Source organism: Streptomyces sp. NPDC043854 (assembly GCF_056436005.1).
In genome coordinates this window covers 12,465-26,178 of the sequence record NZ_JBWKDK010000033.1, presented here as the reverse complement: position 1 = coordinate 26,178, position 13,714 = coordinate 12,465, and the positions used below count along the sequence as shown (strand labels likewise).

The window sequence follows — 13,714 nt, the reverse complement described above, 5'->3', positions numbered from 1 at the left end:
GGGGCGGCGGGGTGGGCGGGGTGTGTGGATTAGGGTCGGGGTATGGGTGTGGTGCGGGAGTGGCGGGAGGGTGTTGAGCGGGGGGACCTCGTCGTTCTCGACGGGTTTCATGCGCTGAAGCACGCCCTGCGGTTCGGGGCCGACGTGCGGGTCGCCGTGGCCGACGATCCCGAGGCGGTGCGGGCGCTGGCCGCGCAGCTGGCTCCCGATGTGGAGGACGACGTCGAGCGGCTCGTGCGGGCCGCCGAGCTGCGGACGCTCCTCACCCGCGTGCACCCCACCGGGGTCGCCGCTCTCGCCGTGCGGCCCGATGCCGCCGAAGGCCGGGCCCGGCTGGACCGGCGGCCGCGGACCGCGCCCATCGTCGTGCTCGACAACCCGCGCAACCTGGGCAACGTCGGCGCCGTGGTGCGGCTCGCCGCCGGCTTCGGGGCGACCGGCGTGGTCACCCGGGGCGACCTGGACCCGTGGCATCCGAACGTCGTACGGGCCGGGGCCGGGCTGCACTACGCCACCACCGTGCAGTCCGTGAGCCTGGAGACCCTCCCCGACGGGCCCGTGTACGCGCTCGACCCGGAGGGCGAGGACATCCGTGCCCTCACCCTCCCGGATGACTCGCTGCTGGCCTTCGGCTCCGAGCGGCACGGGATCTCGCCCGAGCTGCGCGCCCGGGCGGATCACCTCGTCTCCCTGCCGATGCGGCCGCAGGTGTCCAGCTACAACCTGGCGACCAGCGTGGCCATGGCCCTGTTCCACTGGGGCGGGCCCCACCCCGGCTGAGCCGCCGTCACGCCTGGCGGCGGACCTCCACCATGCGGAAGCGGTTCGCGACGAACGCCCCGTCGCACAGCGCCGCGTTCGCGGCCGGGTTGCCGCCCGAGCCGTGGAAGTCGGAGAACGCCGCGGTCTGGTTGACGTACACCCCGCCGGTCAGGTTCAGCGACAGCTGCGCCGACTCCTCCAGGCAGACCTCCTCGAGGGCCCGCTCGGTGTCCGCGGACGTGGTGTACGCGCCCACCGTCATCGCGCCCTTCTCGCGCACCGTGCGGCGCAGCAGGGCGAGGGCGTCCGCGGTGCTGTCCACCGCCACCGCGAAGGAGACCGGGCCGAAGCACTCCGAGAGGTAGGGCGCCGAGTCGTCCGCCTTGCCGGCGTCCAGCTTCACCACCACCGGGGTGCGCACCACGGCGTCCGGGAACTCGGGGTTGGCCACCTCGCGGGAGGCCAGCGCGACCTCGCCGAGGCCGGCCGCCGCCTCCAGGCGGGCCTTGACGCCCGGGTTGACCAGCGCGCCCAGCAGCGCGTTGGCGCGGGCGTCGTCGCCGAGCAGGCCGCTGACCGAGGCCGCGATGTCGGCGACCACCTCGTCGTACGTCTTGCGGCCGGCGTCCGTGTCGATGCCGTCCCGCGGGATCAGCAGGTTCTGCGGGGTGGTGCACATCTGGCCGCTGTAGAGCGACAGGGAGAAGGCGAGGTTCGCCAGCATGCCCTTGTAGTTGTCGGTGGAGTCGACGACGACCGTGTTGACGCCGGCCTTCTCCGTGTACACCTGGGCCTGGCGGGCGTTGGTCTCGAGCCAGTCGCCGAACTCCGTCGAGCCCGTGTAGTCGATCACCTTGATCTCGGGGCGGACGGCCAGTTCCTTGGCGATGCCCTCGCCCGGGCGGTCGACGGCCAGCGCGACCAGGTTCGGGTCGAAGCCCGTCTCCTCCAGGACCTCGCGGGCCGCCTGCACCGTCAGGGCGAGCGGGAGGACGGCGCGCGGGTGCGGCTTGACCAGCACCGCGTTGCCGGTGGCGAGGGAGGCGAACAGGCCCGGGTAGCCGTTCCACGTCGGGAAGGTGTTGCAGCCGATCACCAGGGCGATGCCGCGCGGGACCGCCGTGAAGGTCTTGTCCAGCCGGAGCGGGTCCTTCTTGCCCTGCGGCTTGGACCAGTCCGCCTGGCCCGGGACGCGGGTCTGCTCCGCGTACGCGTACGCCACCGCCTCCAGGCCGCGGTCCTGCGCGTGGGGGCCGCCCGCCTGGAAGGCCATCATGAACGCCTGGCCGCTGGTGTGCATGACGGCGTGGGCGAACTCGTGCGTCCGCGCGCCGATGCGGGCCAGGATCTCGATGCAGACCAGGGCGCGCGCCTCCGGCCCGGCCTCCCGCCAGGCGCCCATGCCCGCGCGCATCGCGGGCAGCAGCACCTCCGCGTCCACGTGCGGGTACTCGATGTCCAGGGCGGGGCCGAACGGGGAGACCTCGCCGCCCGTCCAGCCGTCGGTGCCGGGCTGGTCCAGGTCGAAGCGGGTGCCCTTGAGGGCCTCGAAGGCGGCGAGGCCGTCGGCGGGGGCGGTTTCGCCGTACGCCTTGGGGTGCTCGGGGTGCGGGGACCAGTAGGCACGGCTGCGAATGGCCTCCAGTGCCTGGTCCAGGGTGGGCCGGTGCTTGGCGGACAGCTCCGACAGGGCGGGCGACTGGGGGACGGTGGGCTCGGCGGCCATCAGGGACCAACTCCTCGTTGAGCCGGGCAAGATCGGACTGGATCGCAGACCGGGATCAGGCAGGGGCGGGTGAAGAAGAGCAGACTGGAGTTAGAGTAACCGAACGATCGGTCGGGACAAGAGGGCCCGGCGGACCTGTGGACAACCCGGTGCGGGAGGATCAGGACATGACAGCAATCGAGCGGTCCCGCACCGTTGCGGTGGTCGGCGCCGGCACCATGGGCCAGGGCATCGCCCAGGTCGCGCTCCTCTCAGGCCACCGGGTGCTGATCTACGACATCAACGCCGCCCTCGCCGCCGACGGCGTCGCCATCGTCCAGGACCGTGTCGAGCGCATGGCCGCGAAGGGCCGCCTGGAGCCCGCCGAGGCCGACGCCGCGAACGGCCGGATCGTTTCGGCCTCCGCCCTCTCCGACCTCGCGGACGCCGCGCTCGTCGTCGAGGCGGTCGTCGAGGACACCGCCGTCAAGCGCGCGCTCTTCGCGGCACTCGAAGAGGTGGTGGCCCCGGACGCCCTGCTGGCGACCAACACCTCCTCCCTCTCCGTCACCGAGCTGGCCGCCGGCCTCGCGCACCCCGGCCGCTTCCTCGGCCTGCACTTCTTCAACCCGGCCCCGCTGCTCCCGCTCGTCGAGGTGGTCAGCGGCCACGCGACCGACCCGGCCGCCGCCGAGCGCGGCTACCGCACCATGCTGAGCTGGGGGAAGACCCCGGTCCGCTGCGCCGACACCCCGGGCTTCATCGTCAACCGCATCGCCCGCCCCTTCTACGCCGAGGCCTTCGCGGTGTACGAGGAGCAGGGCGCCGACCCGGCCACCATCGACGCCGTGCTCCGCGAGTCCGGCGGCTTCAAGATGGGCCCGTTCGCGCTGACCGACCTGATCGGGCAGGACGTCAACGAGGCCGTCACCCGGTCGGTGTGGGAGTCCTTCTTCCGCAGCCCCAAGTTCACCCCCTCGCTCGCGCAGCGCCGGCTGGTCCAGTCGGGTCGCCTCGGCCGCAAGACGGGGCACGGCTGGTTCCCGTACGGCCCGGACGCGCCGGCCCCGGCCCCGCACACCGCCGCCCCCGAGGAGGCCCCGGAGAAGGTCACCGTGGTCGGCGACCTCGGGCCCGCCGCGGACCTCGTCGAGCTGATGGAGGAGGCCGGGATCGCGGTCACGGCCACCGGGAGCGGGGGCCCGTACATCCAGCTGCCCGGCGAGGGGCAGCTGGTGCTCGCGGACGGCAGGACCTCCGTCGAGTTCACCGACGTGGTCTACTTCGACCTCGCGCTGGACTACCGCGGGGCCACCCGTGTCGCGCTCTCCGCGGGCGAGGACACCAGCGGGCGGACCCTCGCCGAGGCCGTCGGGCTGTTCCAGAAACTCGGCAAGCAGGTCTCCGTCATCGGCGACGTCCCGGGCATGATCGTGGCCCGCACGGTGGCGATGCTGATCGACCTCACCGCCGACGCCGTTGCCCGCGGAGTGGCCACGGCCGAGGACATCGACACGGCGATGCGGCTCGGCGTCAACTACCCGCTGGGCCCGTCCGCGTGGCACGAGCGGCTCGGCCGCGACTGGGCGTACGACCTGCTGCACCACCTCGACGAGCGCTGCCCCGGCGGCCGTTACGCGCCCTCGCTGGCGCTGTTCAAGCTCGGCTACGCGGACTCCCCCGAGGACACCGAGGACACCGAGGACGCCGCCCAGGCGGAGGCCGCCGCCGAGGCGGAGGAGCGCGCATGACGACCGCCAGGCGGGACACCTACACCCCCGAGTCGCTCCTGACGGTCGCCGTCCAGGTCTTCAACGAGCGCGGCTACGACGGCACCTCCATGGAGCACCTCTCCAAGGCGGCCGGCATCTCCAAGTCCTCGATCTACCACCACGTCGCGGGCAAGGAGGAGTTGCTCAACCGCGCCGTCAGCCGCGCGCTCGACGGGCTCTTCGCCGTGCTCGACGAGCCGGGCGCGGTGCAGGGCCGGGCGGTCGAGCGGGTCGAGTACGTCACGCGCCGCACGGTGGAGGTCCTGGTCTCCGAGCTGCCGTACGTGACGCTGCTGCTGCGGGTGCGGGGCAACACCCGGACCGAGCGCTGGGCGCTGGAGCGCCGCCGGGAGTTCGACCACCAGGTCGCGGAGCTCCTCAAGGCGGCCGCGGCCGACGGCGACCTGCGGGCGGACGTGGACATCCGGCTGGCCACCCGCCTGCTGTTCGGCATGGTCAACTCGCTGGTCGAGTGGTACCGCCCGCACCCCGGGACCACCCCGGACCAGCTCGCCGACGCCGTGGTCCACATGGCCTTCGACGGGCTGCGCACGATCCGCGGCTGACCGGCGGGGGCGGTTCGCCGGGGTTGCGGCGAATCTGGCCGAAAAACTGTGCGATCAGGGGGCCCCTCCGGCATGTACGCTGAGCGCGACTCAAATCCTGAGCGTGTTCAAAACTGGGGGGCCGGTGCGCAATCGCCGTCTTGTAATGTCCGCTGCCGTCGCCGTGGCGGCCAGCGTCGGAATGGCCCTGGCGCCGGCAGCGGCGCAGGCCGCTCCCGCCGCTCCCGCGGCCAAGGTGAAGCCCGTACCGGGCGTGGACGCCGGCAAGCTGGCCAAGCCCGAGGCCAAGACCTTCCACAGCCCCGCCGAGCGCTCGGTCCGCAAGTCCCTGCGTACGGCCAAGGGCCAGGCGGTCGTGGGCCAGGCGACCGAGGGCCAGGCGACCGAGGCCGCGCCGCAGGCCGACACCGCCGCCTCCGCGGGCAACCCGAACCTCGCCGTCGTCCTCAACGCCAAGCCCACGTCGGCGCACGGCATCGCGCTGCAGTCCTCGATCGTGAGCGCCCCGGGCGTCACGCTGAAGGTCACCTACGACTGGGGCGACGGGTCGGTGGACGTCGCCGACGGCATCCCCGACCTGGAGACGACGCAGCAGCACCGGTACGCCGAGCTGGGCGAGTACAAGGTCAAGGTCACCGTGACGGACGCGGCGAACCAGGTCGAGGTCGTCAACGAGCTCCCGCTCTCGACGGTCGGCTCCGACTTCACCCCGCACACCCCGACCCGTCTGCTGGACACCCGCAGCGGCACCGGTGCGCCGAAGGCCAAGGTCGCGCCGTACACCTCGGCCCGGGTGAAGATCGCCGGCAACGCGAAGATACCGGCGGGCGCCAGCGCGGTGGCCCTGAACGTCACCGCCACCAACACCACCAGCGGCGGCCACGTCACGGCCTTCGCGTCCGGCGGCAAGCGCCCGACCACCTCGAACCTCAACTTCGAGCCCGGCCAGACCGTTCCGAACATGGTGATCGTGCCGGTCGGCAAGGACGGGTACGTCGAGCTGTACAACGGCGGCTGGGAGTCGATCGACCTCATCGCCGACGTCACCGGCTACTTCGCCCGCACCGCGTCCAGCGGCTACACCCCGATGACGCCGGTCCGCTTCGTCGACACCCGCGAGGGCCTGGGCACCGCCTGGGGCCAGGTCCCCGGCCAGGGCACGTTCGGCACCCAGATCAGCGGCCTGCGGGGGGTCCCGGGCGGCATCACCGCCGTGGCCCTGAACGTGACCGTCACCAACCCGCGGGAGGACGGCCACCTGACCGTCTTCCCGAGCGACGTGCAGCAGGCCCCGACCACCTCGAACCTGAACTTCCGGGCGGGCCAGACCATCGCCAACTCGGTGATCGTCCCGGTCGGCCCCGACGGCAGCATCAAGGTCCGCAACGGCGCCTGGGCCGGGGTCGACGTCATCGTCGACGTCGTCGGCTACTACAGCCCCGACAGCCAGGGCGCGTACATGCCGACCGCCCCGAACCGCATGATCGACACCCGGGACCCGGTGGAGTGGGGCAACGAGCCGCTGGCCGGCCGCAACTACATCTGGCTCGCGGTCTCCCACAAGGAGCAGGGCATCGCCGGGTACGTCATGAACACCACCGTGACCAGCCCCGCCGAGGCCGGGTTCCTGTCGGTCGCCCCCGACCCGAACGCGCCCAGCGACTACTACAACGACACCGTTTCCGTCCCGGCGCGGCCCACCGCGTCCAGCCTGAACTGGGCGGCGAACAAGACCGCCGCGAACATGGTCCAGGCGAGCTCCGGCGGCACCAACGGCGTCATCGACTTCTGGAACCAGAGCTGGGGCCCGATCCACCTGATCGTCGACATCTTCGGCTACTACGAGACGAAGTAGCAGCCCCCTGCGGCGGCGGCCCGGTCCCGGATGGCGACCGGGCCGCCCCGATGGCAGCCTGGGAGAGAAGTTCCAGGCGACCGGTCGCCACCTCCGCACCGCTGCAGACCACTGCAGACCGCTGTTCGTCCGCGGGAGGTGGACCTCGTGACAAGCCGTGCTTCTCGAACCCGTTGTCTTCTCGGCCCCCTCGTGGCCGCGGCCCTCTCCGCCGCACTGGTACCCGTCGCGGCGCCCCCGGCCGCAGCACAGGGCTGCGACACCTCCGTGCTGTGCCTCATCAACACCGAGCGCACCAGCCGCGGGCTGCCGGCCCTGACCGTCAACCAGCCGCTGACGAACGCGGCCCGGCAGCACGCCGTCGCCGCCGTACAGCAGAAGTGGTGGGGCCCGGGCAAGGACCCGCACCGGAACCCGCAGACGGGCTCCACACCGCAGACGCGCATCACCGCGGCCGGCTACTGCCCGAACCCGCGGTCGTGGGCCTTCAGCGAGATCACTTACACCGGCTGGGGCAGCGGGGGGACCCCGAAGGCCGCCGTGAACTGGTGGATGCACAGCCCTGGGCACCGGGCGATCATCCTCGACGGGTCCCTGCGCGACATCGGCCCCTGGCCGCAGCCCGGCTCGGCCGACCCGGCCGGGGCCGGCGCGAGCAACGCCTGGACCTACGTGGTGACCTTCGGCCGCTGCCGGCAGTGATCCGACCCGGCTCCGGCCAGGCCCTCCGCAGACCGCTAGTCCTCCGGGAAGGCCGGGCCGGCTCCGGTGCCCTCCGGGGCCGGGTCGAGCAGGTCCGTCTCCTCGAAGACCAGCAGAGTGCGCGTGGAGAGCACCTCCGGAATGGCCTGGAGGCGGGTGAGGACCAGCTCGCGCAGGGTCCGGTTGTCGGGGGTGTGGACCAGCAGCAGAACGTCGAAGTCGCCGCTGACCAGGGCGATGTGCGCGGCACCGGGCAGCTCGCGGAGCTTCTCGCGCACCGTGCGCCAGGAGTTCTGGACGATCTTCAGGGTGATATAGGCGGAGGCGCCCTGACCTGCGCGTTCGTGGTTGACGCGGGCGGTGAACCCGCGGATCACCCCGTCGTCGATGAGTCGGTTGATCCGGGCGTAGGCGTTCGCGCGCGACACGTGGACCTGCTCGGCCACCGACCGTATCGACGCGCGGCCGTCCGCCTGGAGCAGCCGCATGATCGACCGGTCTATGGGGTCCAGCGGGCGCGGCGGGGCGGACGGGGCCGCCTGTGGGCCGGAGGAGGATCCCCCTGCCGGGACCGGTGCGGAACCGCTTGCGGCCATTTGTTCATCCGGCATTGCCCACTGCCTCCCTGTCCTGGACGTCCTGCACCCATCCCAGGGCCACGGCGCCAGTTTGTCCACAGCCTGAGGTCGCCTGTAGCCAAATTGCGCCATCGACCGAACAATCGGTTGGTGAGGCACCTCACTCATCCGGCTACCGCCGGGGGTGCCCCACAGGTACTGCCTGCCCGCTTCCCAAGAGGAGGTGTACGCCGCCATGACGGTCCAAGAGCTGCCCGGTGCCGGGGCGTCCCACCGTTCTGCCACGCCGCCCGCCTGGAGTCCCCGTACGGACCCCGCCCCGCTGCTCCCGGACCCCGAGCCGTACCGGGTGCTGGGCACGCCGGCCGCGGAGAAGCTCGACCCCGAGCTGATGCGCCGCTGCCACGCCGAGCTGGTGCGGGGGCGCCGCTACAACGCGCAGGCCACGGCCCTCACCCGGCAGGGCCGACTCGCGGTGTACCCGTCCACGGTCGGCCAGGAGGCCTGCGAGATCGCGGCCGCGCTGGTCCTCGAGGAGCAGGACTGGCTCTTCCCCAGCTACCGCGACACCCTCGCGGCCGTGGCGCGCGGGCTGGACCCCGTACAGGCGCTGACCCTGCTGCGCGGCGACTGGCACACCGGCTACGACCCCCGCGAGCACCGGATCGCCCCGCTGTCGACCCCGCTCGCCACCCAGCTCCCGCACGCGGTGGGCCTGGCGCACGCCGCGCGGCTGCGCGGTGACGACGTCGTCGCCCTCGCCATGATCGGCGACGGCGGCACCAGCGAGGGCGACTTCCACGAGGCCCTGAACTTCGCGGCCGTCTGGCAGGCCCCGGTGGTCTTCCTCGTCCAGAACAACGGCTTCGCCATCTCCGTACCGCTCGCCAAGCAGACCGCCGCCCCGAGCCTGGCCCACAAGGCCGTCGGCTACGGCATGCCCGGCCGCCTCGTCGACGGCAACGACATCGCCGCGGTCCACGAGGTGCTGTCCGAGGCGGTCCGGCGGGCCCGGTCCGGCGGCGGGCCGACCCTCATCGAGGCCGTCACCTACCGCATGGAAGCCCACACGAACGCCGACGACGCGACCCGCTACCGCGGTGACGCCGAGGTCGAGGCATGGAAGGCGCACGACCCGGTGGACCTGCTGGAGCGCGAGCTGACCGCCCGCGGCATCCTCGACGCGGCGGGCATCGAGGCCGCCAAGGAGGCGGCCGAGCAGATGGCGGCCGCACTGCGCGAGCGGATGAACGCGGACCCCGTCCTGAACCCGATGGACCTGTTCGAGCACGTCTACGCGGAGCAGACCGGCCGGCTGCGCGAGCAGGCGGACATGCTGCGTGCCGAGCTCGAGGCGGAGGAGCAGTCGTGACCACGGTGGCGGCGAAGCCCGCGACGATGGCGCAGGCCCTGAACCGGGCCATGCGCGACGCCATGGCGGAGGACCCCACGGTCCACGTCATGGGTGAGGACGTCGGCACCCTCGGCGGCGTCTTCCGCATCACGGACGGCCTCGCGAAGGAGTTCGGCGAGGACCGCTGCACGGACACCCCGCTCGCGGAGGCCGGCATCCTCGGCACCGCGGTCGGCATGGCCATGTACGGTCTGCGGCCGGTCGTCGAGATGCAGTTCGACGCGTTCGCCTACCCGGCGTTCGAGCAGCTCATCTCGCACGTGGCGCGCATGCGCAACCGCACGCGCGGCGCCATGCCGCTGCCGATCACCATCCGCGTGCCGTACGGCGGCGGGATCGGCGGCGTGGAGCACCACAGCGACTCCTCGGAGGCGTACTACCTCGCCACCCCCGGCCTGCACGTGGTGACCCCGGCGACCGTCGAGGACGCGTACGGGCTGCTGCGCGCGTCGATCGCGAGCGACGACCCGGTGGTCTTCCTCGAGCCGAAGCGGCTGTACTGGTCGAAGGCCGACTGGAACCCCGAGGCGCCCGCCGCCGTACCGGGCATCGGCACGGCGCAGGTCCGGCGCCCGGGCACGAGCGCGACCCTGATCACCTACGGGCCCTCCCTCCCGGTGTGCCTGGAGGCGGCCGAGGCCGCCCGCGAGGAGGGCTGGGACCTGGAGGTCGTCGACCTGCGCACGCTGGTGCCGCTGGACGAGGACACCGTCATGGCCGCCGTACGCCGTACCGGGCGCGCGGTCATCGTGCACGAGGCGAACGGTTTCGGCGGACCGGGCGCGGAGCTCGCCGCCCGCATCCAGGAGAAGTGCTTCCACCACCTGGAGGCGCCGGTGCTGCGCGTCACGGGCTTCGACATCCCGTACCCGCCGCCGATGCTCGAGAAGCACCATCTGCCCGGTGTGGACCGGATCCTGGACACCGTGGCCCGCCTGCAGTGGGAGAACTGATGGCGCAGGTAATGGAGTTCAAGCTCCCCGACCTCGGGGAGGGACTGACCGAGGCCGAGATCGTCCGCTGGCTGGTGGCGGTGGGCGACGTCGTCGCCGTCGACCAGCCGGTGGTCGAGGTCGAGACGGCCAAGGCGATGGTGGAGGTGCCGTGCCCCTACGGCGGTGTGGTCACCGCCCGCTTCGGGGAGGAGGGCACGGAACTCCCCGTCGGGGCACCGCTGATCACGGTGGCGGTGGGCGCGGGTGCGGCTGATGCCGCCGCGGTGGCCGGTGCGGGCGCAGGAGCGGAGCCGGAGGCTTCCGGTTCCGGCAACGTCCTGGTCGGCTACGGCACGGACCACTCCCGCCCGGCGCGTCGGAGGCGGGTGCGACCGGGCTCCGCCGCGCCGGCTCCCGCCCCTGCGGCCGTTCCCCAGCCCGCTGCGGCTGCTCCGGTGGCCGCTGCGGCCCCGGCCCCGGTGGCTGCTCCGGCTCCGGCAGCTGCCCCGGTGGCCGCGGTCCTGTCGACCGGACCCGTGCCGGTGATCTCGCCCCTGGTGCGCAAGCTCGCCCGGGACCACGGGATCGACCTGCGCGCCCTGCGCGGCTCCGGACCCGAGGGCCTGATCCTGCGCGCGGACGTGGAGGCGGCGCTCAAGGCTCCCGCCGCGGCACCCGCCCCGGCTGCGGCCGCCGCTCCCGCTGCGGCGGTCGGCGAGCGCATCCCGCTCAAGGGCCTGCGCGGCGCGGTGGCCGACAAGCTCTCGCGCAGCCGCCGGGAGATCCCGGACGCCACGTGCTGGGTCGACGCCGATGCGACCGAACTGATGGCGGCCCGGGCGGCGATGAACGCCGCGGGCGGCCCGAAGGTCTCGGTGCTCGCGCTGCTGGCCCGGATCTGCACCGCGGCGCTCGCCCGCTACCCGGAGCTCAACTCCACCGTGGACCTGGCGGCGAACGAGATCGTCCGGCTGCCCGCCGTGCACCTCGGCTTCGCCGCCCAGACCGAGCGCGGCCTGGTCGTGCCGGTCGTGCGCGACGCCCAGGGGCGCAGCGCCGAGTCGCTGACGGCGGAGTTCGCCCGGATGACGGAGCTGGCGCGGACCGGGAAGCTGGCCCCGTCGGACCTCACGGGCGGCACGTTCACGCTGAACAACTACGGCGTGTTCGGGGTCGACGGGTCCACGCCGATCATCAACCACCCGGAGGCGGCGATGCTCGGGGTGGGCCGGATCGTCCCCAAGCCGTGGGTCCACCAGGGCGAGCTGGCGGTCCGCCAGGTGGTCCAGCTGTCCCTCACGTTCGACCACCGGGTCTGCGACGGCGGGGCCGCGGGCGGCTTCCTGCGGTACGTGGCCGACTGCGTGGAGTCCCCGGCGGTGCTGCTGCGCTCGCTGTAGCCGCCCAAGCGCCCGGGCGGCACCGCCCGGGCGCGGGCAGCACCGGGGGGGGGGGGGGGGGGGGGGGGGGGGGGGGGGGGGGGAAGGGGGGAAGGAGGGGGGGGGGGGGGGGGGGGGGGGGGGGGGGGGGGGGGGGGGGGGGGGGGGGTACGAANNNTTCCTGCCCTCCCCCCTTCTCCCCCGTCCCCTCCCCCCCCCCCCCCCGACCCGCCCCCCCCCCCCCCCCCCGCCCCCCGCGGCGGCGTCCAGTCCGCATGCCGCAGGATGCCGCGGACCACGGCCCCGGAGGGGGCCAGGCGCAGCGCGCCGTTGCGCAGGGACACCGCCAGGGGGTGGGAGAGCCGGTGGCCGAGCCGCCCGGCCCGGCGGGCCGCGCGGGCCACGCCCTGGCTGCGGGGCCGGCGTACGGCGTCGTAGCGGGCCAGTGCCGTCTCGACGTCCGGTCCGGCGGCCAGTTCGGCGGCCAGGGTGACCGCGTCCTCCAGGGCCTGGCAGGCGCCCTGGCCCAGGTTCGGCGTCATCGCATGCGCGGCGTCCCCGAGCAGCGCCACCCGCCCGGCGGTGTAGGCCGGCAGCGGGGTCGCCAGCTCGTGGACGTCGTGGTGCAGCACGTCCTCGGGGCGGGTGGCCGCGAGCAGCCGGGCGACCGGCTCCTGCCAGTGCGCGAACCGCCGCCGGAGCACGGCCAGGGGATCCACGTGGCGGATGCCCGCCGGGGCGGCGAGCACGGCGTGCCATTCCGCCCGGCCGTCGGCGAACGCGATGTGCCCGAACTCCGCGCCCGGGCCCCAGGCGAGCTCGAAGTCGGTGTCCAGGGCGATCGGTTCGGCCGTGACGGCGCGCAGCACTGTGGAGCCGCTGTAGACCGGGCCCGGGTGGTCCGGGAAGAGCCGCGCGCGGATCCCGCTGCGCACCCCGTCGGCCGCGACCACCACATCGGGCGCCGTACCGGGCCGCCCGCCGGGCCCCTCGCCGGGTCTTTCGCCGAGCGCCGTGTCGAGCGAGCCGGTCACCCCGGTCCGCAGGCAGCCGGGCGGCAGCGCCCCGCGCAGCAGGCGGTGGAGCTCGGCGCGCGGGATGCCGGTCATGGGGATGCCGAGGGCGCGCTCCAGGGCGGCGCCGTCCATCCGGGACAGGACGCGCCCGCCGGCGGTGCGGGTGCCGCCGGTGTACTGGCGGCGGGCGGCCGCGCGGACGGCCCCGCCCACGCCCAGCGCGTCGAGGGCGCGGATGCCGTTCGCGGCGAGCGAGATGCCGGCGCCCGCGTCGTCCAGGACCGCGGACCGCTCCAGCACGGTCACCTCCCACCCCGTGCGGTGCAGGCCGATCGCGGCGGCGAGGCCGCCTATGCCGCCGCCGATCACCAGAGCCCTGCCGTTCATGAGCGCCCCTTTCTACAGATGTAGAAGTCGTGGGCTGAGCCTACCCCGGGCCTTCTACAGGTGTAGAAATGGGGGGTGAGCGAAGAACGACGCACCGTCCTGGCCGATGCCGCCATCGAGGTCCTGGCCGACGCCGGCATGCGCGGGCTGACCCACCGCGCGGTGGACCGGGCCGCCGGACTGCCCGACGGCACCACCTCCGCCTACTTCCGGACCCGCGCCGCCCTGCTGACGGCCCTCGTACGCCGTCTCACGGCCCGGGACCAGGCCGAGCTCCAGGCCGCCGGCGAGCGCACGCCCCCGCTGCGCACCCCCGCCGAACTGGTCGACGGGCTGGCCGCGCTGACGCGGGCCCGGCTCACCGGCGAGGGCCGGCAGCGCTCCCTGGCCCGCTCCGCCTGCGTGCTGGAGAGCGTCCGGGACCCCGAGCTTCGCGAGATCCTCGTGCCCCGCGACAACGCCGGCCGGGCCGCCGTACGGGCCTTCCTGGCCGCAAGCGGCGCACCCGACCCGGACGCCCGCACGCAGACCCTGCTGGCCTGCGTGGACGGCCTGGTCTTCGAGCACCTGGTGCAGGGCACCGAGGTGCCGTTCGACGCCCTGGAGGGGCTCGTCGCCGCCGCCCTCAGGTAGCCGCCCCGCA

General features: G+C 73.9%; 11 protein-coding genes and 1 pseudogene. 9 read left to right on the top strand and 3 right to left on the bottom strand.

All coding sequences use genetic code 11. From position 1 onward, the window contains the following. Positions 1-42 precede the first annotated feature (42 nt). On the top strand, positions 43-780 hold the full coding sequence (locus tag AC068A_RS26090) for a TrmH family RNA methyltransferase (protein WP_478588675.1): 738 nt from the start codon (positions 43-45) through the stop codon (positions 778-780). A 7-nt stretch (positions 781-787) separates the two neighbouring features. On the opposite strand, the gene paaN is transcribed toward AC068A_RS26090, so the two are convergent. Next, a complete protein-coding gene (gene paaN, locus AC068A_RS26085; protein ID WP_478588674.1) occupies positions 788-2,488 on the bottom strand; it encodes a phenylacetic acid degradation protein PaaN in 1,701 nt (566 codons plus the stop codon). Between the two features lie 167 nt (positions 2,489-2,655). Between paaN and AC068A_RS26080 the strand changes: the two genes are divergently transcribed. From AC068A_RS26080 to AC068A_RS26065, 4 genes are all read left to right on the top strand, one after another. Then, positions 2,656-4,218, top strand: a complete 1,563-nt coding sequence (locus tag AC068A_RS26080) for a 3-hydroxyacyl-CoA dehydrogenase (RefSeq protein WP_478588673.1) — start codon at positions 2,656-2,658, stop codon at positions 4,216-4,218. Beyond that, positions 4,215-4,805, top strand: coding sequence for a TetR/AcrR family transcriptional regulator (locus AC068A_RS26075; RefSeq protein WP_478588672.1), 591 nt, complete (start codon positions 4,215-4,217; stop codon positions 4,803-4,805). The genes AC068A_RS26080 and AC068A_RS26075 overlap by 4 nt, the downstream gene beginning before the upstream one ends. A gap of 145 nt (positions 4,806-4,950) precedes the next feature. Beyond that, positions 4,951-6,660 carry a hypothetical protein gene (locus AC068A_RS26070; protein WP_478588671.1) on the top strand — a complete coding sequence of 570 codons (1,710 nt, stop codon included), beginning with the start codon at positions 4,951-4,953 and terminating at the stop codon, positions 6,658-6,660. A 147-nt stretch (positions 6,661-6,807) separates the two neighbouring features. Continuing rightward, the gene (locus tag AC068A_RS26065) at positions 6,808-7,362 is read left to right on the top strand and encodes a CAP domain-containing protein (protein WP_478588670.1); all 555 of its coding nucleotides are present in this window, start codon (positions 6,808-6,810) and stop codon (positions 7,360-7,362) included. 35 nt (positions 7,363-7,397) lie between these two features. Here the strand turns inward: AC068A_RS26065 and AC068A_RS26060 are convergent, their stop codons facing one another. Continuing rightward, positions 7,398-7,973, bottom strand: a complete 576-nt coding sequence (locus AC068A_RS26060; protein ID WP_478588669.1) for an Lrp/AsnC family transcriptional regulator — start codon at positions 7,971-7,973, stop codon at positions 7,398-7,400. A gap of 202 nt (positions 7,974-8,175) precedes the next feature. Between AC068A_RS26060 and pdhA the strand changes: the two genes are divergently transcribed. Genes pdhA through AC068A_RS26045 form a run of 3 tightly spaced genes read left to right on the top strand, consistent with a single transcriptional unit; the run spans position 8,176 to position 11,689 of the window. Continuing rightward, a complete protein-coding gene (gene pdhA, locus AC068A_RS26055; protein ID WP_478588668.1) occupies positions 8,176-9,312 on the top strand; it encodes a pyruvate dehydrogenase (acetyl-transferring) E1 component subunit alpha in 1,137 nt (378 codons plus the stop codon). After that, positions 9,309-10,307, top strand: a complete 999-nt coding sequence (locus AC068A_RS26050) for an alpha-ketoacid dehydrogenase subunit beta (protein ID WP_478588667.1) — start codon at positions 9,309-9,311, stop codon at positions 10,305-10,307. The genes pdhA and AC068A_RS26050 overlap by 4 nt, the downstream gene beginning before the upstream one ends. Beyond that, positions 10,307-11,689, top strand: a complete 1,383-nt coding sequence (locus tag AC068A_RS26045) for a dihydrolipoamide acetyltransferase family protein (protein ID WP_478588666.1) — start codon at positions 10,307-10,309, stop codon at positions 11,687-11,689. The genes AC068A_RS26050 and AC068A_RS26045 overlap by 1 nt, the downstream gene beginning before the upstream one ends. A 236-nt stretch (positions 11,690-11,925) precedes the next feature. Here the strand turns inward: AC068A_RS26045 and AC068A_RS26040 are convergent. Continuing rightward, positions 11,926-13,071: pseudogene (locus AC068A_RS26040) on the bottom strand (FAD-dependent monooxygenase); the annotation flags it as partial. Between the two features lie 75 nt (positions 13,072-13,146). Here AC068A_RS26040 and AC068A_RS26035 point away from each other — a divergent pair. Next, positions 13,147-13,704 carry a TetR/AcrR family transcriptional regulator gene (locus tag AC068A_RS26035; RefSeq protein WP_478588665.1) on the top strand — a complete coding sequence of 186 codons (558 nt, stop codon included), beginning with the start codon at positions 13,147-13,149 and terminating at the stop codon, positions 13,702-13,704. The last annotated feature ends 10 nt before the right edge of the window (positions 13,705-13,714 follow it).